Source organism: Rheinheimera sp., from assembly GCF_036782235.1.
GTDB lineage: Bacteria > Pseudomonadota > Gammaproteobacteria > Enterobacterales > Alteromonadaceae > Pararheinheimera.
Map to the genome: position 1 here is coordinate 18102 of NZ_DAIPZL010000012.1, position 25747 is coordinate 43848.

Here is a 25747-nt window from a genome sequence, read left to right on the forward strand (position 1 = left end):
TCGATAAAGGATGCAGTTCATCACAGCAAATAGCATCAGCCAATAACGTCAACCAATCACATCAGAAGCTTCAGCCTAACTGTTTTGTGATGGTGTTACCCTGACGGGGATCAATAAAACCAAGGGCTGCCAACGTGGCAGCCCTTGTGCTGTTAATGCTGTTGCTGATTCAGTTTGCCTAAAGTATCAGCCAGGCTGCGCAACAGCGTTTGATTCTGGCTGACGACGGAATTAATTTCGCCGGCGGAAGCACCGGCTTTGGACGCCAAATGCCGTACTTCATCGGCCACCACCGAAAAACCGCGGCCGGCGTCACCGGCGCGCGCAGCTTCTATCGCAGCATTTAGTGCCAGTAAATTGGTTTGGTCGGCAATGGCGTTAATGCTCGACACCATATTGTTAATACTCTGGCCCGAGTTCATCAGTGCCGACATCATACTTTCGCTGTGCTGCACCACTTGCTGGCGGCGGGTGATATCGGCGCCGTATAAAAATACTTTCTGAATTTTGCCATAAGGGTCTTTGATGGCGCTAAAGGTTGCGGCAACCACCACAGTCTGGTTGCCCGGGGTCAGCACCAGCTCTTTGCTGACACTCCGGCCTTGTTGCAGCTGTTGTTGCTGCTCAGGCGTCAGATAAAACTGCCAGGGCTGCAGCTGGCTGCGAAACAGTTCGTTGGAAATTTTCAGCACGTTTTCAGGAAAGTTATTAAGCTCACAAAGTTCACCACTGATGTGCCATTCCAGCAGCAGGTTGGTCTGGCTGATGGTGTCAAAGCGGGTTTTAAATTCCAGCGCTGCGGTTTTGACTTTGGTGATGTCGGCCAGAATCGCAATATAACTCTGATGTTTGCCTTGTTCGTCCAGCACCGGGTTGCTGGTGACAGAAATCCACAAGGCGCTGCCGTCTCGGCGGTGAATTTCAATTTCATCATAAAAAGGGTTGGGAGCAGCAAGCTCAGCTTCAATGCGGTTTTTGGTGTCGGGGTCTGTGTTGGGACCCACCAGCACGTCGCAGGCGCTATGGCCTAACATCTCTGCAAGCTGATAACCGGTCATCCGGCTAAAACCTTTATTTACATACTGAATCTTGCGTTCTGCACTTGAGATGATCACCGCGTTGTCGGTTTCGTTTGCTACCATCGACAGCAGCTTAAATTCTTGTTTTTGCAGCACATCTTTGGTGATGTCGTTGGCAAACTTCACTATTTTCAACACTGTGCCATCCGGTGCCTGAATGGGGTTGTAGGTGGCGTGGATCCACACCGGCTGACCTTGTTTGGTGAGCCTTTTATACTCGGCGGTCTGGTATTGGCCCTGGCGCAACTGCGCCCAGAATTGCTGATAAGCCTGGCTTTGTGCTTCCTGATTTTCCACAAAAATACGGTGGTGTTGACCGACAATTTCTGGCAGCTGATAACCCATCAGCCGCAAAAAATTTTCATTGGCAGTCAGAATATGGCCCTTTACATCAAACTCAATCACGGCCTGGGCACGGTGAATAGCGGCGAGCTGTGATTCTAGATTGGCGCGGCTTAGTACCTGGGCTGTGATATCACTGGCAAATTTGATAATACGTACCACTTTGCCTTTATGCAGAATGGGTGTGTAAGAGGCCTGGATCCACACCGACTGGCCGCTTTTGGTGATCCTTTTAAATTCAGCGGTTTGAGGTTTGCCACGGCGTAATTCGTCCCAGAAATTCTGATAAGCCGCCGAGCGGGCTTCTTTTTCTTCAACAAAAATGCGGTGATGTTTACCCAGCACTTCCGCCAGTTGATAACCCATTAACTGCAAAAAATTGGTGTTGGCCTGTTCTATGCTGCCGTCGAGCGCAAACTGGATCACGGCCTGGGTTTGATCAATGGCGCTGATAATATCGTCGGCTTTGGATTTGGCCTGAAAACTGAACATCAACTGCTCCTTTGTCTCTTAAATAGGTCTGGAGCAAAGCGTAGTCAGGCCTTTGTGCTTTTTCCATCGGCAATGACGAAAAAACCAAGGAATAATAAGAGTTTAACTGCAGTGATTTGCTGCCGGCTTTTGCTATGTGCGGTGAAGCCGGTAACGGCAACTCAGACTTTTTGCAGCAGCAAATACAAAAACGCCTGACTGGTGCCAAAAGGGGTGGCATGCAGCTCGTTATGCTGTTGTTTCAGCACAAAAGCCTCGCCAAATTCTGCCGCCAGACTTTGTGCGTTATAACGCACCACCGGCAAACCACTGCATTTTTCCGGCCCTTGTTCACTAAAACAGGAGATCAGCAGATAACCCCCGGTTTTCAGGCTGTGTTTCAGGTTTTTGACATAAGCTTCGCGGTCCGGTTTTTCAGTCAGGAAATGAAACACAGCCCTGTCATGCCACAGATCATAAGCCTGGGCCGGTAGCTGTGCTTGGATGATATCGGCCACCAGCCAATGCACCAATGAAGCTTGGTTGCCAAGACGCTGTTGATTCACTTTGAGTGCTGCGGCTGAGATATCCAGCACTGTTAGCTGGTGATAACCAAGGGCCAGTAAATCGCCAATCAGGCCGGTCGCACCACTGCCGACATCTATCAGGCTGGCGTCGGGGCTGGCATGTTGTTTAATCAGCTGCAAAGACCAACCAGGCTGGCTTTGATACCAGCTGACCTGCTCCGGCTGTTTTTGCTGATACACCTGTTCCCAGTGCTGTTGTTTATTGCTGGTATCGCTGCTCATCCTTGCTGTTCCTTTACTGAATGCTGGTTTTTAGCTGCAGCTGGTTGCAGCGGCAGATAAATATCATTTTCTGCCAGATGGGCTGCCACTTCCGGGAAAAATGTTTTTCGCTGAACAAAAATCGGAAAATCAGCCAGTTGTTCACCCGACTGCGGCAGCCAATCCCGATACAAATAACTGACCAAAGCCTCCAGCTGATGATCATCACCGACAAAGCTGAGTCTGGCGCAGCGCAGTGTCGGGATTTGCCCAAGGTGAAAACCGTCCGGCAGACTCAGGCTGGCGGCGACGGCTGCAGGCACAGCCAGGGCCAGACCAAAACAAAAATCTTCGTCGGCGCTGTTGGCCGGGTCTGTGTATAAAAAATTAAAGGTGGCAAAGCGGCTGGGCGGCAGCTGATTGTTTTTACGAAACTCAATAAAACGGCGGATACTCTGCCCCAGCAGTGCCGGGCTGCCCAGGTGCTTTAATTCAATGACAGGGGTAGATAAAAACTCAACAATGTCGGGTTTGGCTGGCATTGTGATGCTCCTGCTGATGTGGTGGGGGGCACTCAGTTTTTGTTGCTGCGCCTGCCATTGTTGCCAGTCGGGGTTTTGCCGGAATTCAGTGGGGCTTTGTGCCATCAGTGCGGCAAAAGCGCGGCTGAATGACTCGCTGTTCTGATAACCGCTTATGGCACTGATATCACTCAGAGTGTTGTCGCGAAACGCCAGCTGGCTGGAGGCGCGCAGCAATCGGCGTAACCTGATGTAACTTTGTACTGTTAAACCACAATGTTGCTGAAACTGGCGCTGAAAATGAAATTTTGACCAGCAGGCCACTGCACTTAACCTATCGACCGACAGCGCGTCCACCGACAACACATCAAAGGACTGAGCTCCCTGGTTTTGTGCGGATGACGGGGCTGGATTGGCCGTATCAAGCGCCAGCTGTGTGTCGATATAGTGCAATACTTTACCAAGCTGAAGAAAGTGCCGCATCTGTACTGCTTGCTCTGGTGTGGAAGTTGTATCGATGCAGCCTAACGCAACTATACCGGCCTTGTCCTGACCAAAAATGCTGTTTTTAATCGGATTTAAGCTTCATGCTGCCATCTTTGGGTAATAAAAATTGTCGGCGCAATAACAGATCCAACAGGGGAACCGGCAAAAATTTGGCCAGAAACGGCAGCGCCCAACTGCCGTAACCGGCGCGGATAAGCCGTGGTGGCCGGCTTTGCAGCAGTTTGGCCACCACTTTTTTAGCAAAAAGGGCGGCCGGTGTTGGTTTTTGTTGGGATGCTGCCGCTCTTTTGGCAATGCCGGCACGCAGTGGCCACCAGGGCGACTGTGCTGACAGCAGCTTACCGGCATGCTTGCTGGCGGTGTCGCCAAAAGCAGAGGCGATAGCGCCCGGCTGCACCAGCACAGTGTGAATACCAAAAGGCGCCAGTTCGAGCCGAAGCGCGGTATTCACCGCATGCAAAGCGGCTTTGGATGCACAATAAATACCGGCAAAAGGGGTAACAAAATCAGCCGACACACTGCCGATATTCACCACAGTGCCGCCGGTTTTGGCCAATAACGGCAAAGAGCGGCGGGTGAGCTCGATCACACTAAACACATTGGTCTGAAATTGTTGGCAAAGCTCAGCGTTGCTAAAATCCAGCACCGGCCCCATAGCGCCATAACCAGCGTTATTAATTAATACATCCAGCCTTTTTGTGTGTTGTTCCAGCTGTTGTATGGCAAGGTCCAGCGCCTGTGGATCATTCACATCCAACAACAGCGGTTTTAAGCCAAGGGCTGCAAGCTCAAAAAGCTGACTGTCGCGTCTGACAGTGACATACACCAGAAAGTTGTGTGTTTGCAGTTCAAGCGCCAAAGCCCGGCCTATGCCGGAGCCAGCGCCTGTGATCAGTGCGACTTTTTGTGGGGGATGCATGCGGTGTCCTGTGATGTGGCCCTTTGGCATAAAACCAAATCATGGCCTGCAGCATTTTGTTTGGCCAGTAATTTTTAGCCGCAGACCTACCTGAGCTTGTGTACTGCACTACACTTTTTTCACCTTGTGCCCCGGAGTCTGCCATGGAACTTTTGTTGCAAAAACTGATAGAAGGGGTGTCCAACACCAGAGGCCATGATTTTTTCCAGCGGATAGTGCAGCTGTTAAATATGGTGATTTGCGCCGATTACACCTTTATTGCCAGGCTGGATGCAAGCAGTCATAGCGCCAATACCATAGCGCTGGTGGCCAAAGGCAAGTTAGTTGACAACATCAGTTATTCACTGGAACACACCCCTTGTGCCAATGTCAGCGACGACAGTTTTTGTTGTTATCCAAAAGATGTCTGTGCTGCTTATCCCAAAGACGAATTGCTGGTGCAAATGGGGGTGGAAGGTTATCTCGGCACTCCGCTACACGATTTAACCGGCCGGGTCATTGGCATTATTGTGGCTTTATATCAGCAGCCGATCAGCGATCCGCTGCTGGTGAAAAATTTGTTTGAGCTGTTTTCCGGCCGGATAGAAGCTGAGCTGGAGCGGGTGGAATACGAAGACAGATTGCAGGCGCTCAACACCCAACTGGAGCAAAAAGTGGCTGCCCGCACTGCGCAGTTACAACAAACGCTGGCCGATTTACAGCTGATGCAACGTCAGTTGGTGGAGTCGGAAAAAATGGCGGCTTTGGGTCATCTGGTGGCCGGTATTGCTCATGAAGTCAATACGCCGCTGGGCGTAGCTATTACCACTCATAGTGTGATGGCTGACGAGTTTAGCCATTTTGCCGCTTTAGTCAGCGCAGATCGGCTGACCAAAACCGAACTGCGTAATTTTTGTCAGGTGCTGGCGCAGGCGTTGCCGTTATTGCAGGCCAATCTGAACCGGGCCGATGAACTGATCCAGAACTTTAAGCGCACCGCAGCCGACCAACACAGTGCTGAGCTGGGGCAAATAAACCTGGCGCATTATTATCAGCAGATCATTTCAACTTTATCCCCTGTGCTGAAAAAAGCCGGGGTACAGCTGCAGATGGAGATCCCGCCGGATTGGCAAATTCAGACTTACCCTGGCAGTCATGTGCATATACTGACCAATCTGGTGGTAAACAGTGTGCAGCATGGTTTTGGTGCTGGTGAAGGTCATCAGATTTGGCTCAGTGCAGAACAGCTGGCGGATGATCTGTATTGTATTCACTACCGCGACAATGGCTGTGGTTTAACCCAAATTGCCAAACAGCATATTTTTGAGCCCTTTTTTACCACAGCACGCAATCATGGTGGGGTTGGCCTTGGCATGTCGATTTTATATAACCTGGTTACCCAGCAATTGGGCGGGCAAGTGCAGTTACCGGACGGGCAGGGTTTTTGTTTAAGTTATAGTTTCCGTCATATCGAACAGCCCCAATAAAAAGGGCGCAGTGTTGTAGCAGCTGCGCCCCTGGATTAAATCCCTTCGCCTAAAAATACCCTGCTATATCTTGGGGTTAAATAAGCCTGCTGCCCTACGGCCAGGCCAAGTTTTTTAAACTGTTCTTTATTGAGCTCCACATGCACCACTCGATCCGACTGCGCGGTTTGCAGCTCCAGCCGCACCGTAGGACCAACCACTGTGACCAGCTCCAGTTTTGCGGCAATGCTGTCATTTGCGGCCTGATGGGACACGTCAATTTCATGGGGGCGCACATAAGCAAAACCAGGCAAAGTCACATCATCAGCACTGGCCGGGCTGTCGGCAGCAGCAGGGTTGATCAGGGTGTCACCCTGACGCACTCTGGCGTGAAACAAATTTACTGTGCCTAAAAATTCGTAGACAAAAGGGTTGGCCGGGTTGTCGTACACTTCTTCCGGCGTGCCTTGTTGTTCAATCCGGCCTTTGTTCATCACCACAATACGGTCGGCCACTTCCAGCGCTTCTTCCTGATCGTGGGTGACAAAAACACTGGTGACATGAATTTCGTCATGTAAACGGCGTAACCAGCGGCGCAGTTCGGCCCGCACTTTAGCGTCCAGTGCACCAAAAGGTTCATCCAGCAGCAAGACTTTTGGCTCCACCGCCAAAGCCCGAGCCAGTGCAATACGCTGACGCTGACCACCGGAAAGTTGTGATGGATAACGGTCGGCTGTCCAGTCGAGCTGCACCAGTTCTAATAAACGATGCACCCGTTTTTTAATTTCAGCCGGGTTTGGTCTTTGTTTACGGGGTTTGACGGTCAGGCCAAAAGCGACGTTTTCAAACACCGTCATATTTTTAAATAAAGCGTAATGCTGAAACACAAAACCCACACCACGTTCGCTGACGTGCTGATGGCTGATGTCTTCACCATGAAACAAAATACGGCCGGCGTCGGCTTGCTCCAGACCTGCGATCAGGCGCAATAAGGTGGTTTTGCCAGAGCCTGAAGGGCCAAGCAGGGCGGTGAGTTCGCCACTTTTGATGGATAAGTTCACCTTGTCGACGGCAACAAAATCAGCAAAATTTTTCTGAACCTGTTCTATCTGAATACTCATTATGACCTCGTGCCGGCGCTTGTTGCGCCGTCATGCTGTAATTGCTGTGTTGCCTGAGCGCCTGAGACTTTATTCGCCTGGGTGATTGGCTGTGGGCAAATCGCTGCTGGCTTTGCCAAATTCGGCCTGCATCATGCGCTGCTCAAATTGGTCCAATAAAAAGCCTAACCAGGCTGGCGTGAAAGTTGTCATGGTTATCTCCGTTTAGACATCTATATGCCTGAGCGCATTAAAGCAGAGGCTGTTAATAACTTAAAATATTTTTTAGGAGCAAGGTTATAACCAAAAGTATATATGGCGGCGCTGAGGACTTGTGCCGGGGATTGACTCTGTAGGCTGGCGCTGAACCGCCACGGCGCTTTGGGAGTTCTGGCTGATGTGATAAAGCTGATCAACACAGATAAAGCGCTAAAGGTAATGCACTAAAAAGCAGGCAATGGTCTGGCTGGCCCTGCAGGTACAAGGTGAAAATGGTGGCTTAGTCGAATTTGTTTTTTTGCTGGCGCAGCGACTTGGTCACACTGCGCTGTTTTTTGCCTTCCAGCCGGCGCTGCTGACTGCCATAAGTAGGTTTGGTGGCGTGGCGTTTTTTTGGTTTAAAGCCAGCCGATTTAATCAGTTCTATCAGTTGGCTCAGTGCCGCTTCGCGGTTCATCTCCTGGCTGCGGCTTTGCTGGCTTTTAATCACAATTTTGCCGGAGGCAGTAATACGGTGATCGGCTTTTTGCAGCAGTGCGGATTTATATGCTTCCGGCAAAGACGACTGGCGGATATCAAAGATTAACTGAATGGCAGTTGAGGTTTTATTGACATGCTGACCACCGGGCCCGCTGGCGCGGATGGCCTGCCAGTCCAGTTCAGCTTCATCAATACTTATGCCTGCCGTTATGTTGATCATCAGCTGTCCTCTGCCTGAAAGCGGGTCAGTGTAACAAAGCCTGTGCAGAAACCGCGGGTAAATTTGCCAAAAAACTGTATAATGCCGCACTTTTTCTAAGGGTATCACCCACAGGAGTTCGCATGAGCCAGTTGCCACCATGTCCACAATGTAATTCTGTTTATGCTTATGAAGACGGCAACCAGCTGGTATGTCCTGAATGTGGCCACGAATGGCAGCCTGGTGCAGCCACTGACGTTGCCGACAGTGCCAAAGTGGTGCGTGATGCGGCCGGCAATGTATTGCAGGACGGTGATACTGTAACTGTGATCAAAGACTTAAAAGTAAAAGGTTCGTCTTTGGTGGTCAAAATTGGCACTAAAGTCAAAGCCATCCGCCTGGTTGAAGGTGACCATGATATTGACTGTAAAATTGATGGTTTTGGTGCGATGAAACTCAAATCTGAGTTTGTAAAAAAGGTTTAAGCCGGGTTTGCCCAGCTTTGGCTAAGTAAACAAAAGGCGCTTTATCAGCGCCTTTGTTATTTTTACTAAAGCCAAGCTGTGCAACGCTGTACTGAGACCTTTCTGTTAAAACCGGCGTCTGGTGGTAAAAGTGGCGGCGTCAATAATGGCCCACAGATGCACCAGCAGCGCAATAATGCCCGGCACTATTAAAACCCATAAAAAATAACCCACACCACAAACCACAAAAAATAAAATGGCGGCGAATAAACGGCCTTGCACCAGCTGGCCTAAGCCCGGAATAAAAAAGCTGCATAAAGCGGCTATTACATTACCGCCTGAACCTTGTTCTGCCATGCCTGTTCTCCTCAAATGCATCAGCACAAAAATTGAGATTATCGCAATTTATTGATCCATACAGCATAAATCTGTAACAGCCTGTGTAGCTGCATCAGGCGTAGCACAGGCAGCTGGAGCAGCAAAAGGGGTCAGGCGGAGGGCTCTGTGACAAACCCCAGCTTTAATAAACCAGCGTTTTGTACTGCCGCCATGGTTTTGACTACATGTTCATAAGCCACTGTTTTGTCGCCGCGCAGCTGAATATCGGGCTGGGGTTTGGCTGATGCTGCCGCGGTCAGTTTGGCCTCAAGTTCAGTGGCGGTCACCTGCTGATCGTTCCAGAATACTTCCCCTTTGGCATTCACCGACAACATGATGGTGCTGGGTTTGTTGTCGGCCGGGCTGTTGCTGGCGCGCGGCAGCTCCACCTGCACTGAATGGGTCAGTACCGGCACTGTGATGATAAAAATAATCAGCAGCACCAACATCACATCCACCAGCGGTGTCATGTTAATTTCGCTGATCACCTCGTCTTGTTGTTCAAAATCGCTACCAAATGCCATATTAAGCGCCTTGTTTAAAAGCACGCACCTGGCCACTTTGGCCGCTGTGCTGCTGGGACGATTTGGGCGCTGCGCCTGTTAAAAAATACGCATGCAGCTGAAAGGCAAAACGGTTGAGCTTGCTGATCATACCTTTATTACCGCGGCTCAGTGCGTTGTAAGCCAGCACGGCCGGAATAGCCACCGCCAGACCAAAAGCTGTCATGATCAAAGCTTCACCCACTGGGCCTGCCACTTTGTCGATACTGGCCTGGCCGCTGGCGCCAATTCCCACCAGCGCATGATAAATACCCCAGACAGTGCCAAATAAACCAATAAAAGGCGCGGTCGAACCCACAGACGCCAGAATAGCCAGGCCTTTTTGCATTTGTTCGGCACTTTCATCAATGGCGCCTTTTAAGCTGGACGTGAGCCAGTCGGATAACGGCAGTTTGCCGTGTAAATCGTCCTGATGACTGCTGTGATGATCAAAAGCCGCTTGACCTTCATCAGCCAGATAACGAAACGGATTGGCACTGCAGCCGCTGCGGCTGTTGGCCGAAGCCAGAATATGTTGTCCCTGGGCAAAACTTTGCGCATGCCAGAAATCGCGGCTGGCCTGCGCCACTTTTTGCAGCTGCCACAAATGCCAGGCGCGGATTAAAATGACACACCAGGATGCGATGGACATCAGCAGTAACATCAGTGCTACTGCTTTGATCACAGCGTCACCCTGTGCCCAGATACTGGCGATACCATAAGGATTTGGTGCCATAACTTGTCTCCTTGTTAAAGCAGGGGCTTGCCTGCTGAAATTGTAAAAATTGTTTTTAAATCAGTTATTCAGTGCAAAATTCATCGGCATTTCATACCAATAATCGATGTTTTTGCCCTGCTGGGTTGCCGGGGTAAAACGCCAGTTTTTGACGGCCTGCAGAGCCGCCTGATCCAATCTTTGATAACCACTGCTTTTCAGCACACTGATGCTGCCGACAGTGCCGTCAGCTTTAACCAATAGTTTCAGCAGCACTGTGCCTTGTTCTTTTTTCTTACGGGATAAAGTTGGGTAGGCCGGCGCGCGGTTTTGCGCCGCTTTGGCATCGGCACTTGGCGGCGCTATCGCTTCGCTTGCAGGCTTTTTGGCTGTGTTTGTGGCCGCAGTTTGATGCAGTGCAGTGGTGATGGCGCGCTCAGAAGGCGCTGCTGTTTTCAGTGGTTTTGCTGATAACGTGGCTGGAGTTTTGACTGCGGTTTTCGTCACAGCTTTTGCTGGTTTTTTAGCGGGTATCTTTTTTGGCGCAGGCGCCGGTGCAGCCTTGGGCACAGCTTTGGGCTCTGGAGTGATCTGAGCCGACGGCCTGGGTTGACTGGCCGGCGGTAACAAGGCAGCCACCATCACAGCTGCAGCTTTGGCTGTAGGCGGGTTGGTCTCTGCCTGACTGAACATCACCCCCAGGCCAAGCAGATGACCGGCCAATACCAGTGTTATGATCAGTAGCTGAGATAAAGATTTTCTGAACATCTGAGTTCCGGCAGCAGGTTAGTCTACAAATGCAAAGCTATATGAGAATTATTCGCATTATTTCATCTTTGCCTGACTCTGACCAGTAGGGTAAGGAAAAAAACCGGGAGTGAACTGCTGATGGTTGTGGCAATAACACCAATTGGCTGGCAAAAAGCGGGCTGGCGGCAGGCAAATATAAGTTGCCATTGTGGTGATGTGCTTGGTTGTCTTGTGTTGATTTTAAAAAGTGTCAGCCTGGCTCACTGTCTTAGGGCTGAGGCACCAGGTTGTTGCTTGGGCTGACCAGGGCAAAATTGGTGAGGTGGCGGCTAGGCCACCTGTTTTTCCGCTAAGTGCAGTTCCATGGTGGCTTTTAATAAGCGGAATAAGCGGATAGAAGCGTCAATTTCCTCTTTGCGGTTGGTCAGGCTTTCCACATTTAACCCCAGTGGAATATCCAGTGCGGCACAATGCAATAAAATTTGTTGCAGGTTGTCGCGGCAAATTTTAATGGATTCATTTAATGGGTTGGCCGCGTCCAGAATGCGGTATTTGCTGGCCTGTGGTACAGAGATACCCAGCCACTGCATAAATTCCAAAGTTTGTTCACCACCACAGGGTGTGAAAGTCAGAATAATACGTTGAGGAGTCAGTTGTTGCTGGCGGCAGCTGCGGGCATAACTGGTGATCAGGTCAATAGTGGCCTGGGCGTTGTACACCGCCTGGGAGATAAAAAACTGGCAGCCCATGGCGCTTTTTTCGATCAGCCTTTCATGTTCATTGCCTTTTTGGGCATGGCGCTCGGCAATGGCCACACCGCCGAGGAAAAAGTCGGCCTGATGCTCGGCCAGCTGCTGGTAAGCATCAACCAGGCTCAGTTTAATAGTGCCGTTCGAAGAAGGGCTACCCACCAACACCAGATTATCCAGTTGATACTGCTGTTTGCTGTCGCTCAGCCACTGATTAAATTCGGCGGCGTCCCGCTGTGCCACACTTTTATAGGTGATCACATCCCGTCTGGCCTGCTCACGCAAAATGCAGCTGTACTCACGTGGGTCCAGCGTGCTGTGAAACGCAAAAGGCCGCTCCGTGGCCACTCTGCTGCTTTCATCCTGAATGTCGTACACCACCAGACCGTCGTATTCCACTTCGTTCAGCCGGGCTAACAGCTTTTTAGCGATACGGCGGGTTTTGTCATCAGCAGTACCGGCCTTAGGCGGCGTGGTGCCAATCAGATAAACACCCTGATTCGGATCGGAAATTTTCTGTTGCAGCGTTAACGGCATAATAGGGACCTCTAAAGTGAATACGGCTAAGTATACAGATGTTTGGATGGCTGGCCATCTATGTTTAAATGAATTTTTTCGATGACGCAGATGAAAAAGATTCAAGTTGGCGGGATTTTGTGTCGCTACTGCAGGCAGAGCTGCAATAACAAATGCAGGGAAAGCTGAGTTGTTTCGGCGCTCAAGCGCTGTGAACAATAGGAAAATGCACCACAAGGTGGGTGTTTGGGCACAATAAAGATCTGTAAAGTGGGCTGACATTGCAGTTGTATTGACATAAATTTGTCATCTAACTGGCATACCTTGTCGGTTCCCGGATCCCAGGTGGTTGGTTATGTCAGGGCGTATTTATTCAGTGCCTTTGCTGTTGTTACTGCTGTTAAGTGCTTTTAGTGTGGCACTTGCTTCTTATACCCGGTTGATTGAACAACGCGCCAATCATGGCAAAGTAACCGTCATTGCATCACAAATCAGCAATAACCTTGAAGTGTTTTCCGCCGACCGGCTCAGGGCTGTGGACGACTTATTGCAAAACTGGCCTGTGCATCATGCCAATCCGGTGGACTGGTTTAACGTGCGCGCCACCACCTTAAGTAAAATGTTGCCTGGTTTACACGATATGTTGTTGCTCGATGCCGCTCAGCAGATCCGCTGGAGTATTGTGGCCAGCGAAAGGGGGAAATTAACGGGCGCGGCCTTATCCAGTCTGGGTTTTTACCAAACAGAGCCTGCTGCCGGTGGTTTTTATACCGCCTTTTATCAGCAGCAGGGCCAGCCTTTTACGCTGGTAGTCAAAGCCATAGATCCGAAGCAACCCGCCAAAGGTTTTGTTGCCGCCAGTTTTGATATTGAGCAAATTCTGACGGTGCTGGTGGGCGCGCTGGCCAGTGACGACTTAAGTTTTTATCTGCAGGATGGCAGCCATGCGCTGTTCCGGCACGGTGAGATTGACCCCAATGCCCCTGCGGTGAGTCAGCATCTGAGTTTTGCCGGACGCGATTGGCGTTTTGTGATTCAGGCACAGCAGCATGGCCTGAATAGCGCGTTGCTGGTGCTGCTGGCCGGTTTGTTGTCGGCGCTGTTGGTCAGTGCCATGTTGTTTCGCAAGTTATACCGTGAGCAGCAATTGCAGTTGCAACAACAAATGTTTCTGGCCGCGGCCGACGCATCCCCTGATGCCATTGCGCTTTATGTGCCGCACCCCAGAAGGTCAGGCGACTTTGAACTGCAACACGCCAACTTACAGGTGGCGGCTTTGTTTAAACCCGGTTATCAGCAGTTGCAGCAGCTGAGTTTGCAGCAACTTTGTCATGCGCTCTGTGCCGCATCATTCTGGCCTTTATGTCTGAGGGTTTATCAGCAACATAAATCTTTTGACGGCATAGTGGCGGTGGATTCTGCCGCATTAACACCAGCCTGGCTGCAGGTGCAAATTGTGAAAGCCGGGGCTGGTCTGGTGATTTCGCTGCGTGATGTGTCTGACAGCAAAATGTATGAGCAGCAGCTCAAAGCCAACGAAGAAAAATACCGCCGGTTGGTGGAAGGTATTGATGGTCATTTTATTTACCGGCTGAATCAGACTGGTGCTGTGGATTTTATCAGCCACAGTGTGCAGCAAATTCTCGGTTACAGCCCGGCTGAATTTGCCGCCAACCACTTAACTTATGTGTTGCGTGAGCCGGCACAGATGGCGCAAATCCGCACCCAGTACCAGCAAGGTATTGCACCTCAGCCTTATCAGATTGAATACAAAGCCAAAGATGGCAGCAAACGTCAGATTGAATTTCGCGAAAGGCCTGTGCTGGATGAGCAAGGCAAGGTACTGGCGATTGAAGGGATAGGCCGGGATGTCACCAGCGAGTTGTTGTTACAGCAGAAAATCCGCTACCAGGCCGACCACGACCAGTTGACCGGGCTTTTAAACCGCTATGCCTTTGACCAGCAGCTGCAGCAACTGCTGGCATCGGGGCAGCAGGCCATTTTATGTTATATCGATATGGACCAGTTTAAGCTGGTCAACGACTCCTGCGGTCATCTGGCCGGTGATGAATTATTACGTCATGTCGCCAGTATTCTGGCCACAGATCTCAGCAACAAAGATGTGCTGGCACGTATTGGCGGCGACGAATTTTGTCTGATTTACCCTGCAACCACGCTGGCGCAGGCGACGGTCAAGTTGCAGCAGTTGTTTGGCCGCATCAGCGCTTTTCGTTTTCGCTGGGAGCAGAAAATTTTTACCGTGGCGGCCAGTATTGGGGTGCTGGAATTGTGTGGCCAGCAGCTGAACACAGTGGAAGTGTTGAAGGCCGCCGACAGCGCCTGTTATTTTGCTAAATCGGCCGGGCGCAATAGATACCATATCGTCAACGCCGGCGCGGCAGAGCTGAACCATCGGCAGAATGAGCTGGATTTAGTCAGCCTTATTCAGCAAGCCATTGATCAGCATCAGTTTGAACTCTATTACCAGCGTATTGTGCCTTTGCAGGCGCAGGGTGGTGGTGAACATTATGAAATGTTATTAAGGCTCAAAGATCCACAAGGCAAGGCGGTGAGCCCTGCGGTGTTTATTCCGCTGGCCGAAAGGTTTGGCCTGATGCAACATATTGATCGCTGGGTGTTTAACCAGGTGCTGGATTGCCTGGAAGCCCATCCTGCTTATTTAATGCAGCTAGACAAAGTGGCGATTAATTTATCCGGTTTGTCTTTAGGTGATGAGCAGTTCCTCAGCCATATATTGCAGCGTTTTGCCAGCAGTCGCGTGGCTCCGGCCAAAATTTGTTTTGAAATTACCGAAACCGCAGCTGTCACCAATATGGCCAGTGCCAGCCGTTTTATTCAGGCACTGAAACAGATTGGCTGTCGTTTTGCACTGGATGATTTTGGCGCTGGTATGTCATCTTTTAGTTATCTGAAAAATATGGCGGTGGATTTTGTCAAAATTGACGGCTCTTTTGTCCGTAATATGGCGCAGGATGCCACCGACTATGCCATGGTGAAAGCCATAGCGGAAATTGCCATGAGCCTTGGGAAAACCACCATAGCGGAATTTGTCGCAGACGCTGAGGTCAGTGCGCTGTTAACAGGCCTTGGTGTGGCTTATGGCCAGGGTTATGCGCTGCATCAGCCAGAGCCCTGGCTGCCGTTGTTACAAGCGGCCAGTGCAGCAACTGCCAGAGTGCCGGCTTCGGCCTGAATCACAGTTGCTGTTGGCTGAAACACTGGTACAGAAAGCTTTGGATCATTTATGCTGCGGCAAAGGCAGTATGGGTTGTAACCTCAGCTGCCGGGTTTCTGAGCAAAGGAGTCCAGTATGGAACTAAAAAAGTTTGGCTGGTATAGCGCGGCGATAAGCCTGACTGTGCTGACACTGCTGCTGTTGGTGTGGTTAAGCCTGGGTGTTGGCATTATTGGTGCTGATGGTGATATTGCCAATCTGCTTTATGCCGCAGTGCTGGTCGTGACCGTTGTGGTGGCGGTGCGCGGACGTTTTCAGTCAAAGGCCATGATGTGGGCCTTAATCAGCGCAGCCCTGGTGCAGGCGCTGATTGCACTGCTGGCAGTCTATACCGGTTTGGGTTTACCTTATAGCGGCCCGGCCGAGCTGATTCTGCTTAATGGTTTTTTTGTGTTGTTGTATCTGGGCGCAGCGATGATGTTTCGCCAGGCCTTCAAACAGTCGGCATAATTCTTTTCTCCAGCTGCTGGCTGTCAGGCCAGCAACAACCCTGCACAGCCAGTTCCCGTGCTTTGAGCTGCGGTGTTTTTAGATAAAAAATTTTCTGATCCAACTTTTTCAGCCCCAACCACAACCAATAGAACCTTTGTCTGCCGCCCTTTTTTCATCGGGCCGGCGGATCAGGGCGGCAGGCCTGTTGTAGGCGTTCAGGCTACAACGGTTTCAAAGTGGCAAACAGGAGTTCAGCATGGATATCAGAAAAACAATAATGTGGATGCTGTTGGTGTTTTGGACAGGCGCCGCAATGGCGGCCGGAGCCAGCGACAAATCGGCTGCAACTGTGGCCGCAAGCCATCAGGATACAGCGATTAAAAGGTATTGGTTTAGTGTGGACGCTGCATCAGAGCTGAAATCCGCTTTTGCCAAGCGTCAGGTACAGTTGACTGGCGCACTGACACTGCCGGCTGAGGGAAAAACACTGCAGATTGATGGTGTTGGTTCCAGCGGAATCGGCAGTCATTTTGTGATTGAGCAAAAAGCCGGGCAATTTCACGTTTATGCCGAGCGGCGCCGGCCGCAGCACCCCAAAGCGCCTTTGCCTTACATCACACAGGAAGTGGTGTTTGATACGGCCAGCCCTGAAGTGTCGCCAGTGGGTACTTTCAGTTACCCGGCACAAGGCGGGCCATTTCCGGCTGTGGTGCTGGTGGCTGGTACAGGCGCCCATAACAGGGACGGCAATGTGTCCTTGCATAAAACCCTGTTGGTGCTGGCTGATCACCTGACCCGCCAGGGTTTTGCGGTATTACGTTATGACAAAAGGGGCGTAGGGCTGACCGGAGGTGCTGCCCATCCGGCATCCACCACCGAAGATTACGCGGCAGATGCACTGGCTGCAGTACGTTTTTTAAAAATGCAGCCACAAGTTAACAGTCAACAAGTTGGGGTGCTGGGGCACAGCGAAGGTGGGTTGATTGCCGCTATGCTTGCGGCACAGGCCCCGACAGAAGTCAGTTTTATTGTGATGCTGGCCGCGCCTGGCCTGAAGGGAGTGGAATTAAAAAGTGCGCAGGATGCAGCTGCCAGACGGGCCGATGCGATGCCGGAACATCTGGTGTTGGCCAATCAACAACAAGAACGGCAACTCTATGATATTGCTGCGTCTTCGCTCAGCGAGCATCAGGCTCTGGCGGCAATGCAGGCAGCAACGGCAGCTTTGCCACAAACAACCAAAACTTTATTGGATATTCCGCCACAAGGGATCCCGGACTGGGCTTATCAAACATTATTAACGCCCTGGTTCCGGCGTTTTTTGCAGCTGGATCCGGCTGAATATTTAACCCGGGTGCAGTGCCCTGTGTTGGTACTGCAAGGGGGCAAAGATGTCCAGGTTCCTGCAACCGCCAATCTGCAGCGGATCAGCGAAGCGCTGGGGAATGTCGCTGTGCAGAACGGTATTTCAGTGCAGGACGGCAGCCATAAAGTGAAAGTGCTGTTGTTGCCAGAACTGAATCATCTGTTACAACAGGCCAAAACAGGGGGTGTTCACGAGTATTTATTGCTTGAACAAACCATAGCGCCGCTGGCGCTGGACCATATCTCAAGCTGGTTGCAGCAGCTGACAAAAACCAGCCCAACAACAAACTGACCTCACAGCACTGCAAAAAACAAAGCGGCCCTGAACACATAAAACAATATTCAGGGCCGCTGCAGTGGAGTTTTAGCGCTTATCTGAGCGTTACAAACTCTTCCGCCGACGTTGGGTGGATCGCCACACAGTTATCAAAATCGGCTTTGGTGGCTCCCATTTTAATGGCCACGGCAAAACCCTGCAGCATTTCGTCGGCGCCAAAACCTATCACATGTAAACCCACTATTTTTTCATTGGCGCCCTGACAAATCAGTTTCATCCGGGTCGGCTGGCGGTGTGAGGTGAGGGCGCTGTACATCGCCGTAAATTCACTTTGATACACTTTAATGTTGTCGCCAAATTGTGCTCTGGCTTCGTTTTCAGTCAGACCAATGGTGCCAATAGCCGGATGTGAAAACACCACAGTCGGCACCAGGTTGTAGTCCAGATGCAAATCGGTTTTGCCATTAAACAGCCGCTCTGCTAAACGTCTGCCCGCCGCTACAGCAACTGGTGTTAATGCCAGCCGGCCTGTGTTGTCGCCTATGGCATAAATGCCGGGCACATTGGTGTTCTGGTATTTGTCGGTTTGAATAAAACCCTGAGCATCCAGAGCCACACCGGCAGCGGCTAAATTTAAATTTTCTGTGGCCGGGCTTCGGCCTATCGCCCAAATCAAAGTGTCCACTTCAAGCGTACCGCCATGATTCAGGCTGAGCCTTAAACTGCCCTCCGGATTTTTAACCACAGCCTGCACCTGGGTGTGCGGATGTAAAGTGACACCATCGCGCGCCATTTGCTCGCTCAGGGTGGTCGACAACATCTCGTCAAAATGCCGCAGTGCTTTGTCGTGGCGCACCAATAAATGGGTCTGGCTGCCAAGGGCGTTTAATACACCGGCAATTTCTACTGCGATATAACCGGCGCCCACCACGGCCACTCTTTTGGGTTGTCGTTGCAAGGCAAAAAAACCATCACTGTCGATACCTAATTCAGCGCCCGGAATATCGGGCCAGCTCGGTTTACCGCCTGTGGCAATACTGATGTGATCTGCACTGTACAGTTTGCCGTTTACTTCTATGGTATTGGCGCTGACAAAACGGCCAAATCCCTGGATCACAGTGACATTATTTTTGGCAAGCACTCTGTCGTATGAGGCATGAATACGGCTGATATAAGCTTCGCGGCTTTGAATTAATCTGGACCAGTCCAAAGGTGGAGTGTCGGTGGCAAAACCATAGTCGGGCGCCAGTTTAAAAGCTTCGGCCACCTGGCCTGCAAACCACATGGCTTTTTTCGGCACACAACCGACATTCACGCAGGTGCCGCCAAGGGCTTTGGCTTCAATAATGGCGCATTTTTTACCATGGCTGGCCGCTCTGTTGGCACTGGCAATACCGCCACTGCCACCACCAATGGCGATGTAGTCAAAGTGTTCAGTCATTTTATGATCCCGGATAAGACGCCGCGCTGGGCGCTGCTTGATAATCTGACCTTGTTATATGGGGTCAGCCAGACAATTGCAAGGCCGGGTTTTGGGTAGTGGATTTAGTAAAAGCGCTGTATAGTAATACAGTTATCTGCCGCTGAAACTATTCTAAAAAACGTGACAACTCAGGAGCTTAGCATGGATTTGTTTTTTGCCGCCGACAAAGTGTGGCCGCTGCTGACGCTGGGTCTGCTGCTGTTATGGGCTTTCACCGGCTGGTATTGGCTACAGCAACGTCAGCAGCAGGCACTGGAGTTGATGCGGTTGCACACTGAGCTGACAGCCAGTCAGAGTCAACTGCTACAGCAGCAACAACAACAGCGCGAGCTGCAACAACAACAGGCGCAACAACAACAACATTACCTGCAGCTCAAAGAAAAATACGACCGGCTGACGGTTACCTTGCAGGAACGTCAGCAACATTTTCACAGCCAGCTGGCGTTATTGCAGGAAAATAAAGCACAGTTAAAACAAGAGTTTGAACTTCTGGCCAACGAAATTCTGCAGCGTAAGGGTGAAGACTTTAAACAACAAAGCAGCCAGAGCCTGCTGCAGTTATTACAGCCGCTGCAGGCTGATATGAAAGGGTTTCGCGACAAGGTAGAGTCCATTCACACTGAAGAGCTGAAACAACGGGCTGAACTGAAAACTGAGCTGATTAACCTGCAAAAACTGAATTTTGCCATTACCGATCAGGCCGCCCGCTTAACCAATGCCTTGCAGGGGCAAAAAAAGACCCAGGGTAACTGGGGTGAGCTGATGCTGGAAAATGTGCTGGAAAACTCAGGTTTAAGGGCCGGGGTGGATTACCAGCGTGAAGTGAGTTTTCACACTGAAGAAGGCCGGCGCCGGCCCGATGTGATTGTATATCTGCCACAACAAAAACATCTGGTGATAGATGCCAAAACCTCGTTGGCGGCTTATACCCGTTATGTCAATGCGGAGCAGGACGACGAGCGGCAGCTGGCGCTGCGCCAGCATTGCCAGGCGGTGCAGGACCGGATTCTGGAGCTGGCCGATTGCAATTATTATCAGCTCAGTGGCCTGAATTCACCTGAGGTGGTGTTTATGTTTATTCCAATCGAGTCGGCTTACGTCGAAGCGCTGAAACAGCAGCCGCTGTTGTATCAGCAAGCGCTGGAGCGCAATGTGCTGGTGGCAACTCCCACCACCTTGCTGACCAGTCTGAATATAGTGCGCCAGCTGTGGCGTTTTGAAGATCAGAACAAACACAGTGCTGAACTGGCGAGCCGCGCCGAAAAGTTTTACGCCAAACTGACCGGTTTTCTGGAAAGTATGCAAGGGGTGGGCAAACAGCTGGACCGCGCCCGCGAAAGTTACGACAAAGCCTTTAGTCAGCTGTACAGTGGTAAAGGCAATTTAATTAAACAAGCCGCTGAATTTAAAGATTTAGGGGTGGCGGTGAAAACGGAAATGGCGGCGGACTTGCTGGAAAAAGCCCATCTGGAATTACCTTTGGCCTCTGACGAATGAAAAAAGACTCGTTGCGCTGTCGCGCTTTTGGTGTGCTCAAGCTGATGCTGCTGGCGCTTGTCAGCCCGCAGCTACAGGCTTTGCCGCAGCAAAGTGCAGGTACAGCCGGACAGGTGCAGCAAACCCAGCACACAGCACAACGGCAAAGCAGTCCACCGGCTGAAGTTTCGCCGCCGGTGCAGAATTTGCCTGCTGTTACCTCATCCGGGGCGCCCTGTACTTTGGTGGCACACCTGAATGAATCCAGAGCAGATACTGAGGCCGAAGGTTTGCAGCTGCCGCGCTGGTACGACTTACACGCCAGATTATTGCATTTATTAACCGACAAAGCGGGTTGTCAGCTGACCGTTGTTGGCAGCCCCTGGCCACGCTCTTTAACCTTGTTGCAGCAAGGCAAAATTGATCTGATGCTGACCATGTCGTACACCAAAGAAAGAGCAGCCTATGCCGATTTTATCGGTGTGCACTATATGGAAGAGTCGGTGCTGGTGCTGCATAAAAACTACCTGCATCTGGTGCATCAGCTCAGTGATATCAATCTGTTACCCGGCAGTATCGGCGTGCTGCGCGACGCTTATTATGGCGAGGCTTTTGAGCAGCTGCGCCATGAAAAAAGTTATCAGCCTTATTTGCTGTATGCCAACAGCCTGACGCAAAAACTGAATATGCTGAAAAAAGGCCGGGTGCTTGGCATGATTGAAGATAAAACCCAGTATCTGGAATGGAGTCAGCTGTATCCGGAGTTGCGGGCGCAATATCGCCTGAGCCTGACTCTGCATAAAGCGCCTGTTTATATTGTGGCCAGCAAGGCCGGTGTGCCGGCAGATTTGCGTCTGAGGTTACATCAGGCCTGGCAGCAGGTGTATGGCAATGCGGAGCACAGGGCTATTCTGGCTGAATTTGGCTGGGTCTTAGAATAAAGCGGCGGGTGACACGTCATGACAAGCAACAACAGCGTCAATCACAGCACTCAGCCTCAGCTACAAGTGGTTTGGGTGGGTGGGGCGCTGGATAAATACACCCAGTTATTACGACAATTTGTTGGGCCAAATCAGCATTATTTTCAATGGTTTGAATACGCAGCCCTGGCACGCTGGCTCAGACAGCATCAGCATCAGCAGGAGCCGGTGTTGCTGATTGGCCACAGTTATGGTGCCAGCACAGCGGCTGCAGTGGTGGCTGCCGGTCATCCGGTACAGCAACTTATCACTATAGATCCGGTCAGCTGGCGCAAACCCGACGGCTGGGCAGTGCGCCAGTATGCCGGCTTGTGGCAGAATTATCTGGCGGCCGATGCCAGGCTGAATTTTGCCAATCTGGTGGCCAGATGTGGGGGGCAGTGGCAACAATGGCCGGCTTCTTTTGCCCATCAGCATAAACTGTTGCAGGCCGACCATGCCACAGTGGTGGCCAGAGCTTTGCTGGACTGGCGGGCTGAACAACAAACTCAAGCAGCGTCAGCGCCTAAACCTTCGCTGTTACAAGGCTAAACCCAAAACACTTTGCGCCCTGCAATAGCGCAAGGTGCTTTTACAACGGAACCCGATATGACAACAGCAACAACAAACCAGGAATGGCCAGGCCTGTGGCGTATGCTGGTGGCCATGTTATTGTCCGGCACCATCGGCTGGTTTGTGGTGGAAAGTGGCCAGAATACAGCCACAGTCGTGTTTTACCGCTGCCTGATTGGTGGTGCCGCTTTGCTGTTGTATCTGAGCTGGCAGCGCGGTTGGCAACAGTTAAACCGTGCACAGCTGGGATATCTATTGTTGGGTGGTCTGGCTTTGGTGGCCAACTGGTTTTGTTTATTTGGTGCTTATCATTTAAGTTCAATTTCAATTGCCACTCTGGTGTACCACACCCAACCCTTTTTTCTGTTGTTAATCACGGCTTTATTGCAACGGCAACCGCCTTCGGCGTCACGTTGGGCCTGGCTGGCGCTGGCGTTTTGTGGTGTGGCACTGACCACTGGACTGCAATTTGGCGGTGATCATCAGCAGTTGTGGTTGGGGGTCGGGCTGGCAGCTCTGGCGGCCTGTTTATATGCGGTGGCCACTTTAACGACACGCAAACTCAGTGGCATAGCGCCAGCACAAATTGCCGGTTTGCAGATGATGCTGGGGGTGCTGTTGATGTTGCCGTTGGAAAAAGCCAGTCTGAGTGAGCTGGTATTGCCTTCAGCTGCGGCTTTGCTCACGCTGGGGCTGGTGCATACCGGTCTGATGTATAACCTGATGTATAGCGCCTTTCAGCGTTTGCCGGTCAGCAGTATTGCGTTTTTATCTTTTGTGTACCCGCTGGTGGCAGTGCTGATTGATTTATGGTTTTACCAGGTGGCGTTGTCGTTGCTGCAAGTCAGCGGTATGGTATTGATTATACTGGCGATAATTGCAAATCAGCGGCAATGGGCATTCTGGCCTTTTGCCGCAACAGCAAAACAAGGTTGATTCAACCGCTTTTATTGAACCTCATGGTGCAGCACAGCACTTTGCTGCTGCAGTTGTTTGCATAGCTGCAGCACCTGAGCGCTGCCAGATGGCTGTTTCAGTTGTTGTTCCAGCTCTGCCGCCAGCAGGCTTAGTTCAGTAAAGCCAAACAAAGCGGCTGTGCCTTTGATGGCGTGGGCCTGATAACGGGCCGCCGGCCAGTCAGCTTGCTGGCAGTATTGACTGAGCTCAGCCATCTGTGCTGGCAGCGCCTGCACAAAACGGTCTGTCATGGCGCGCAGTTCGGCTTCGGGCAGTTGTAATTGTTGCTGATGATGGCGTCCGGCTAAAAAGTGATTCAGCACAGCGGCAAATTTGTATCTGTCGACCGGTTTGGCCAGATGGCTGACAAAACCTGCCGCCAGATAACTTTGGACCTCATGCGTCATGGTATTGGCGGTCAGTGCCACACAGGGCGTGTCGATACCGGCAGCACGCAATAGTTTAATAGCTGCCACACCGTCCATTTTTGGCATCTGAATGTCGGACAAGACTAAATCAAAATCGTCCATCAGTGCCGCTTCCACCAGCTGTTCACCGTTTTCCACCGCCAGAACTTCAATGCCAGCATGTTGCAACATCCGTTGTAATAACTGCCGGGTGTCAGCCTGATCTTCGGCCAGCAGTACCCGACCTTTGATCTGTTGCCTTGGCAAAGCTGCCGGCGCCTGGCGTTGTTGCTGCAGTGCAATTTCAGCTTCGTTTTGCAGCAACACACTGTTTGGCCCCGGCTCCAGCTGAATGCTGGCGACAAAACAACAACCTTCACCTTCGGTGGCACTTTGCAGATACAAAGAACCGCCCATTTTTTCGCACAGCTGCCTTGCTATTACCAGGCCAAGACCGGTACCGCCAAACTGACGTTGCACTGACACATCGGCCTGACTAAAGGCCTGAAACAAATGCTGTTGTTGTGCTTCGCTGATGCCAATACCACTGTCTTGTACCGCAAACTGCAGCTGGTTGTGCTGCTGGCTGATCTCAATCCGGACAAAACCCTGTGCGGTAAACTTAATGGCGTTATTGCATAAATTCAGCAAAATTTGTTTCAGGCGGGTTGGGTCTGTTTGCAACTGTGATGGCAATGGCAGTTGATAATGCAGGGAAAATTCCAGCCCTTTTTGCTGCGCCCGTTCTTTCACCAGTAACTCCAGATCTAACAGCAGCTGGCACAGATTGACCGGCAGCACTTCCAAATCCAGCTTATTGGCGGAAATTTTTGATAAATCGAGTAAATCGTTTAATAACGCCTGCAGATGTTTGCCATTACGGCAAATGGTCTGAATGGCTTGTTGTTGATCGGATTCATCAAACTCACCAGCCAGAATAGCTTCGGCATAACCTATGACCGAGGCCAGTGGCGTGCGGATTTCATGGCTGATGGTGGCCAAAAAACGGCTTTTGGCTTCATTGGCCTGCAGCAATTGAGCAGTCAGCTGCTGCAGTTCATGGCGCTGACGCACCAGTCTGAGTTGGGTGGAAACCCGGGCTTTGACCACTTCGGCATGAAAAGGTTTGTGGATATAATCCTGTGCGCCGAGCTGCAACCCCAGTTGTTCATGGTCGGCGGATTGTAGGCCTGTAATAAAAATCACCGGAATTTGACTGGTCAGGGTGTTGGCACGCAGCGCTTTTAAGGTATCAAAACCATCCAGCCCCGGCATCAGCACATCCATCAGTATCAGATCTGGTGCCTGCTCCAGACATTTGTCCAGCGCCTGTTGGCCACTTTGCGCCAGTCTGATGCTGTAGTCTGGCCGCAATAAATCGGCCAGCACCTTCAGATTGGTTTTTTCATCATCCACCAGCAACAGGCTGGCCCGTTCCGACCTCACTGTCTTTAGTCCTCCAACGTCGGGTCTTGACTCCACAACACCCGGTTTTTTCCTTGCCTTTTGGCTTCATACAGCATGTCGTCTGCCTGTTTCAGGGCTTGCTCGGCAGAATCGGCTGCAGCGGCCCGCACAGTACAACCGCCGGCACTGATGGTGAGCACACCCTGAGTGGGCTGATGCGGAATTTGCAGGTTAAAAATGGCCTGACGGCAGTTTTCAATCATTTGCCAGCTGGCTTGTGGCGGGGTTTCTGGCAAGATAATGACAAATTCTTCACCACCATAACGGGCAATAAAATCAAAAGGACGTTTTAATTCAGCCGACAGGGTTTTGGCCACGGTCTGCAGTACGCGGTCACCGGCGGCATGGCCATAAAAGTCGTTATAGAGTTTAAAGTTATCCACATCCAGCATCACCAGCGACACCAGACTTTGTTTACGGCTGGCAGCACGCCATTCCTGTGACAGAATTTCTTCGTATTTACGCCTGTTGGCGACAGTGGTCAAAGGGTCAATATTGGCCAGTTGCTCCAGCAGCAGTCTTTGTCTGGCCAGCTGCAGATGCAGTTTAATGCGAGCCAGCACAATAGCGGCGTGAAAGGGTTTATTAATGTAGTCACAGGCGCCCAGCAACAGCCCCTGTTCTTCATGGCTGACATCGTTCAGTGACGTAATAAAAATGACCGGAATAGCGCAGGTATTGGCGTCGTGTTTCAGCCGGCTGATCACTTCAAAACCGTCTATACCCGGCATCACCACATCCAGCAATATTAAGTCAGGCTGGTATTCAGCGGCCTTGCGGATCCCCTGTTCACCATCCTGAGCCAGAATGACATCAACTTCATCCCGCAGAATATCGCTAAGGATTTTGAGATTGGATTTTTTGTCATCCACTATCAAAACCCGTTGTTTTTGCGGCTTAGTGCGCATAAT

General features: G+C 51.1%; 23 protein-coding genes and 2 pseudogenes. 9 read left to right on the top strand and 16 right to left on the bottom strand.

The window, feature by feature from the left end; all coding sequences use genetic code 11:
- Nucleotides 1–212: 212 nt before the first annotated feature.
- The 5 genes and pseudogenes from V7P87_RS16740 to V7P87_RS12935 form a co-directional block, all read right to left on the bottom strand.
- Nucleotides 213–464 (bottom strand): annotated as a pseudogene (locus V7P87_RS16740) (methyl-accepting chemotaxis protein); the annotation flags it as partial.
- Nucleotides 465–806: 342 nt separating this feature from the next.
- Nucleotides 807–1913 (bottom strand): annotated as a pseudogene (locus tag V7P87_RS16745) (PAS domain-containing protein); the annotation flags it as partial.
- Nucleotides 1914–2074: 161 nt separating this feature from the next.
- Nucleotides 2075–2701, bottom strand: a complete 627-nt coding sequence (locus V7P87_RS12925) for a class I SAM-dependent methyltransferase (protein ID WP_333797799.1) — start codon at nucleotides 2699–2701, stop codon at nucleotides 2075–2077.
- Complete coding sequence (locus tag V7P87_RS12930) at nucleotides 2698–3684, bottom strand: AraC family transcriptional regulator (protein ID WP_333797800.1); 987 nt, start codon at nucleotides 3682–3684, stop codon at nucleotides 2698–2700. The genes V7P87_RS12925 and V7P87_RS12930 overlap by 4 nt, the downstream gene beginning before the upstream one ends.
- 85 nt (nucleotides 3685–3769) lie before the next feature.
- The gene (locus tag V7P87_RS12935; protein WP_333797801.1) at nucleotides 3770–4627 is read right to left on the bottom strand and encodes an SDR family oxidoreductase; all 858 of its coding nucleotides are present in this window, start codon (nucleotides 4625–4627) and stop codon (nucleotides 3770–3772) included.
- 143 nt (nucleotides 4628–4770) lie between these two features.
- Here V7P87_RS12935 and V7P87_RS12940 point away from each other — a divergent pair, with 143 nt between their 5' ends.
- The gene (locus V7P87_RS12940) at nucleotides 4771–6093 is read left to right on the top strand and encodes a sensor histidine kinase (protein WP_333797802.1); all 1323 of its coding nucleotides are present in this window, start codon (nucleotides 4771–4773) and stop codon (nucleotides 6091–6093) included.
- Nucleotides 6094–6128: 35 nt separating this feature from the next.
- On the opposite strand, the gene V7P87_RS12945 is transcribed toward V7P87_RS12940, so the two are convergent.
- The 3 genes from V7P87_RS12945 to arfB form a co-directional block, all read right to left on the bottom strand.
- Nucleotides 6129–7193: a sulfate/molybdate ABC transporter ATP-binding protein gene (locus V7P87_RS12945; RefSeq protein ID WP_296295094.1), complete on the bottom strand. Its 1065-nt coding sequence runs from the start codon at nucleotides 7191–7193 to the stop codon at nucleotides 6129–6131.
- A 69-nt stretch (nucleotides 7194–7262) separates the two neighbouring features.
- A complete protein-coding gene (locus tag V7P87_RS12950; protein ID WP_333797803.1) occupies nucleotides 7263–7385 on the bottom strand; it encodes a hypothetical protein in 123 nt (40 codons plus the stop codon).
- 286 nt (nucleotides 7386–7671) lie between these two features.
- A complete protein-coding gene (gene arfB / locus V7P87_RS12955) occupies nucleotides 7672–8091 on the bottom strand; it encodes an alternative ribosome rescue aminoacyl-tRNA hydrolase ArfB (protein ID WP_333797804.1) in 420 nt (139 codons plus the stop codon).
- A 122-nt stretch (nucleotides 8092–8213) separates the two neighbouring features.
- Here arfB and V7P87_RS12960 point away from each other — a divergent pair, with 122 nt between their 5' ends.
- Complete coding sequence (locus tag V7P87_RS12960; RefSeq protein ID WP_333797805.1) at nucleotides 8214–8555, top strand: zinc ribbon domain-containing protein YjdM; 342 nt, start codon at nucleotides 8214–8216, stop codon at nucleotides 8553–8555.
- A gap of 105 nt (nucleotides 8556–8660) precedes the next feature.
- Here V7P87_RS12960 and V7P87_RS12965 read toward each other — a convergent pair whose 3' ends face one another.
- The 5 genes from V7P87_RS12965 to V7P87_RS12985 all read right to left on the bottom strand — a co-directional run bounded on the left by V7P87_RS12965 (nucleotide 8661) and on the right by V7P87_RS12985 (nucleotide 12205).
- Nucleotides 8661–8891 carry a hypothetical protein gene (locus V7P87_RS12965; RefSeq protein ID WP_333797806.1) on the bottom strand — a complete coding sequence of 77 codons (231 nt, stop codon included), beginning with the start codon at nucleotides 8889–8891 and terminating at the stop codon, nucleotides 8661–8663.
- 131 nt (nucleotides 8892–9022) lie between these two features.
- A complete protein-coding gene (locus V7P87_RS12970; RefSeq protein WP_333797807.1) occupies nucleotides 9023–9436 on the bottom strand; it encodes an ExbD/TolR family protein in 414 nt (137 codons plus the stop codon).
- A gap of 1 nt (nucleotide 9437) precedes the next feature.
- Entirely contained in the window at nucleotides 9438–10190 is a 753-nt protein-coding gene (locus V7P87_RS12975) for a MotA/TolQ/ExbB proton channel family protein (protein WP_333797808.1), read from the bottom strand.
- A gap of 60 nt (nucleotides 10191–10250) precedes the next feature.
- Nucleotides 10251–10937: an energy transducer TonB gene (locus tag V7P87_RS12980; RefSeq protein WP_333797809.1), complete on the bottom strand. Its 687-nt coding sequence runs from the start codon at nucleotides 10935–10937 to the stop codon at nucleotides 10251–10253.
- Nucleotides 10938–11248: 311 nt separating this feature from the next.
- On the bottom strand, nucleotides 11249–12205 hold the full coding sequence (locus V7P87_RS12985) for a methylenetetrahydrofolate reductase (protein WP_333797810.1): 957 nt from the start codon (nucleotides 12203–12205) through the stop codon (nucleotides 11249–11251).
- A 334-nt stretch (nucleotides 12206–12539) separates the two neighbouring features.
- Between V7P87_RS12985 and V7P87_RS12990 the strand changes: the two genes are divergently transcribed.
- The 3 genes from V7P87_RS12990 to V7P87_RS13000 all read left to right on the top strand — a co-directional run bounded on the left by V7P87_RS12990 (nucleotide 12540) and on the right by V7P87_RS13000 (nucleotide 17529).
- Nucleotides 12540–15398 (top strand): putative bifunctional diguanylate cyclase/phosphodiesterase, encoded by a 2859-nt coding sequence (locus tag V7P87_RS12990; RefSeq protein ID WP_333797811.1) that lies wholly within the window; start codon nucleotides 12540–12542, stop codon nucleotides 15396–15398.
- A gap of 117 nt (nucleotides 15399–15515) precedes the next feature.
- Nucleotides 15516–15890 (top strand): hypothetical protein, encoded by a 375-nt coding sequence (locus tag V7P87_RS12995; RefSeq protein ID WP_333797812.1) that lies wholly within the window; start codon nucleotides 15516–15518, stop codon nucleotides 15888–15890.
- A gap of 238 nt (nucleotides 15891–16128) precedes the next feature.
- Nucleotides 16129–17529 carry an alpha/beta hydrolase gene (locus tag V7P87_RS13000; protein WP_333797813.1) on the top strand — a complete coding sequence of 467 codons (1401 nt, stop codon included), beginning with the start codon at nucleotides 16129–16131 and terminating at the stop codon, nucleotides 17527–17529.
- 79 nt (nucleotides 17530–17608) lie between these two features.
- Here V7P87_RS13000 and gorA read toward each other — a convergent pair whose 3' ends face one another.
- The gene (gene gorA / locus V7P87_RS13005; protein WP_333797814.1) at nucleotides 17609–18955 is read right to left on the bottom strand and encodes a glutathione-disulfide reductase; all 1347 of its coding nucleotides are present in this window, start codon (nucleotides 18953–18955) and stop codon (nucleotides 17609–17611) included.
- Between the two features lie 183 nt (nucleotides 18956–19138).
- Between gorA and V7P87_RS13010 the strand changes: the two genes are divergently transcribed.
- From V7P87_RS13010 to V7P87_RS13025, 4 genes are read left to right on the top strand one after another with little or no spacing between them, the layout of a single operon-like run.
- Nucleotides 19139–20494 carry a DNA recombination protein RmuC gene (locus V7P87_RS13010; protein WP_333797815.1) on the top strand — a complete coding sequence of 452 codons (1356 nt, stop codon included), beginning with the start codon at nucleotides 19139–19141 and terminating at the stop codon, nucleotides 20492–20494.
- Nucleotides 20491–21414: a substrate-binding periplasmic protein gene (locus V7P87_RS13015; protein WP_333797816.1), complete on the top strand. Its 924-nt coding sequence runs from the start codon at nucleotides 20491–20493 to the stop codon at nucleotides 21412–21414. Before V7P87_RS13010 ends, V7P87_RS13015 begins: the two co-directional genes overlap by 4 nt.
- A gap of 18 nt (nucleotides 21415–21432) precedes the next feature.
- Nucleotides 21433–21984: an alpha/beta fold hydrolase gene (locus V7P87_RS13020; RefSeq protein WP_333797817.1), complete on the top strand. Its 552-nt coding sequence runs from the start codon at nucleotides 21433–21435 to the stop codon at nucleotides 21982–21984.
- A gap of 57 nt (nucleotides 21985–22041) precedes the next feature.
- Entirely contained in the window at nucleotides 22042–22941 is a 900-nt protein-coding gene (locus V7P87_RS13025) for a DMT family transporter (protein ID WP_333797818.1), read from the top strand.
- An 11-nt stretch (nucleotides 22942–22952) separates the two neighbouring features.
- Here the strand turns inward: V7P87_RS13025 and V7P87_RS13030 are convergent, their stop codons facing one another.
- The gene (locus V7P87_RS13030) at nucleotides 22953–24815 is read right to left on the bottom strand and encodes a response regulator (RefSeq protein WP_333797819.1); all 1863 of its coding nucleotides are present in this window, start codon (nucleotides 24813–24815) and stop codon (nucleotides 22953–22955) included.
- A 5-nt stretch (nucleotides 24816–24820) separates the two neighbouring features.
- Nucleotides 24821–25744, bottom strand: coding sequence for a diguanylate cyclase (locus V7P87_RS13035; protein WP_333797820.1), 924 nt, complete (start codon nucleotides 25742–25744; stop codon nucleotides 24821–24823).
- Between the last annotated feature and the right edge of the window lie 3 nt (nucleotides 25745–25747).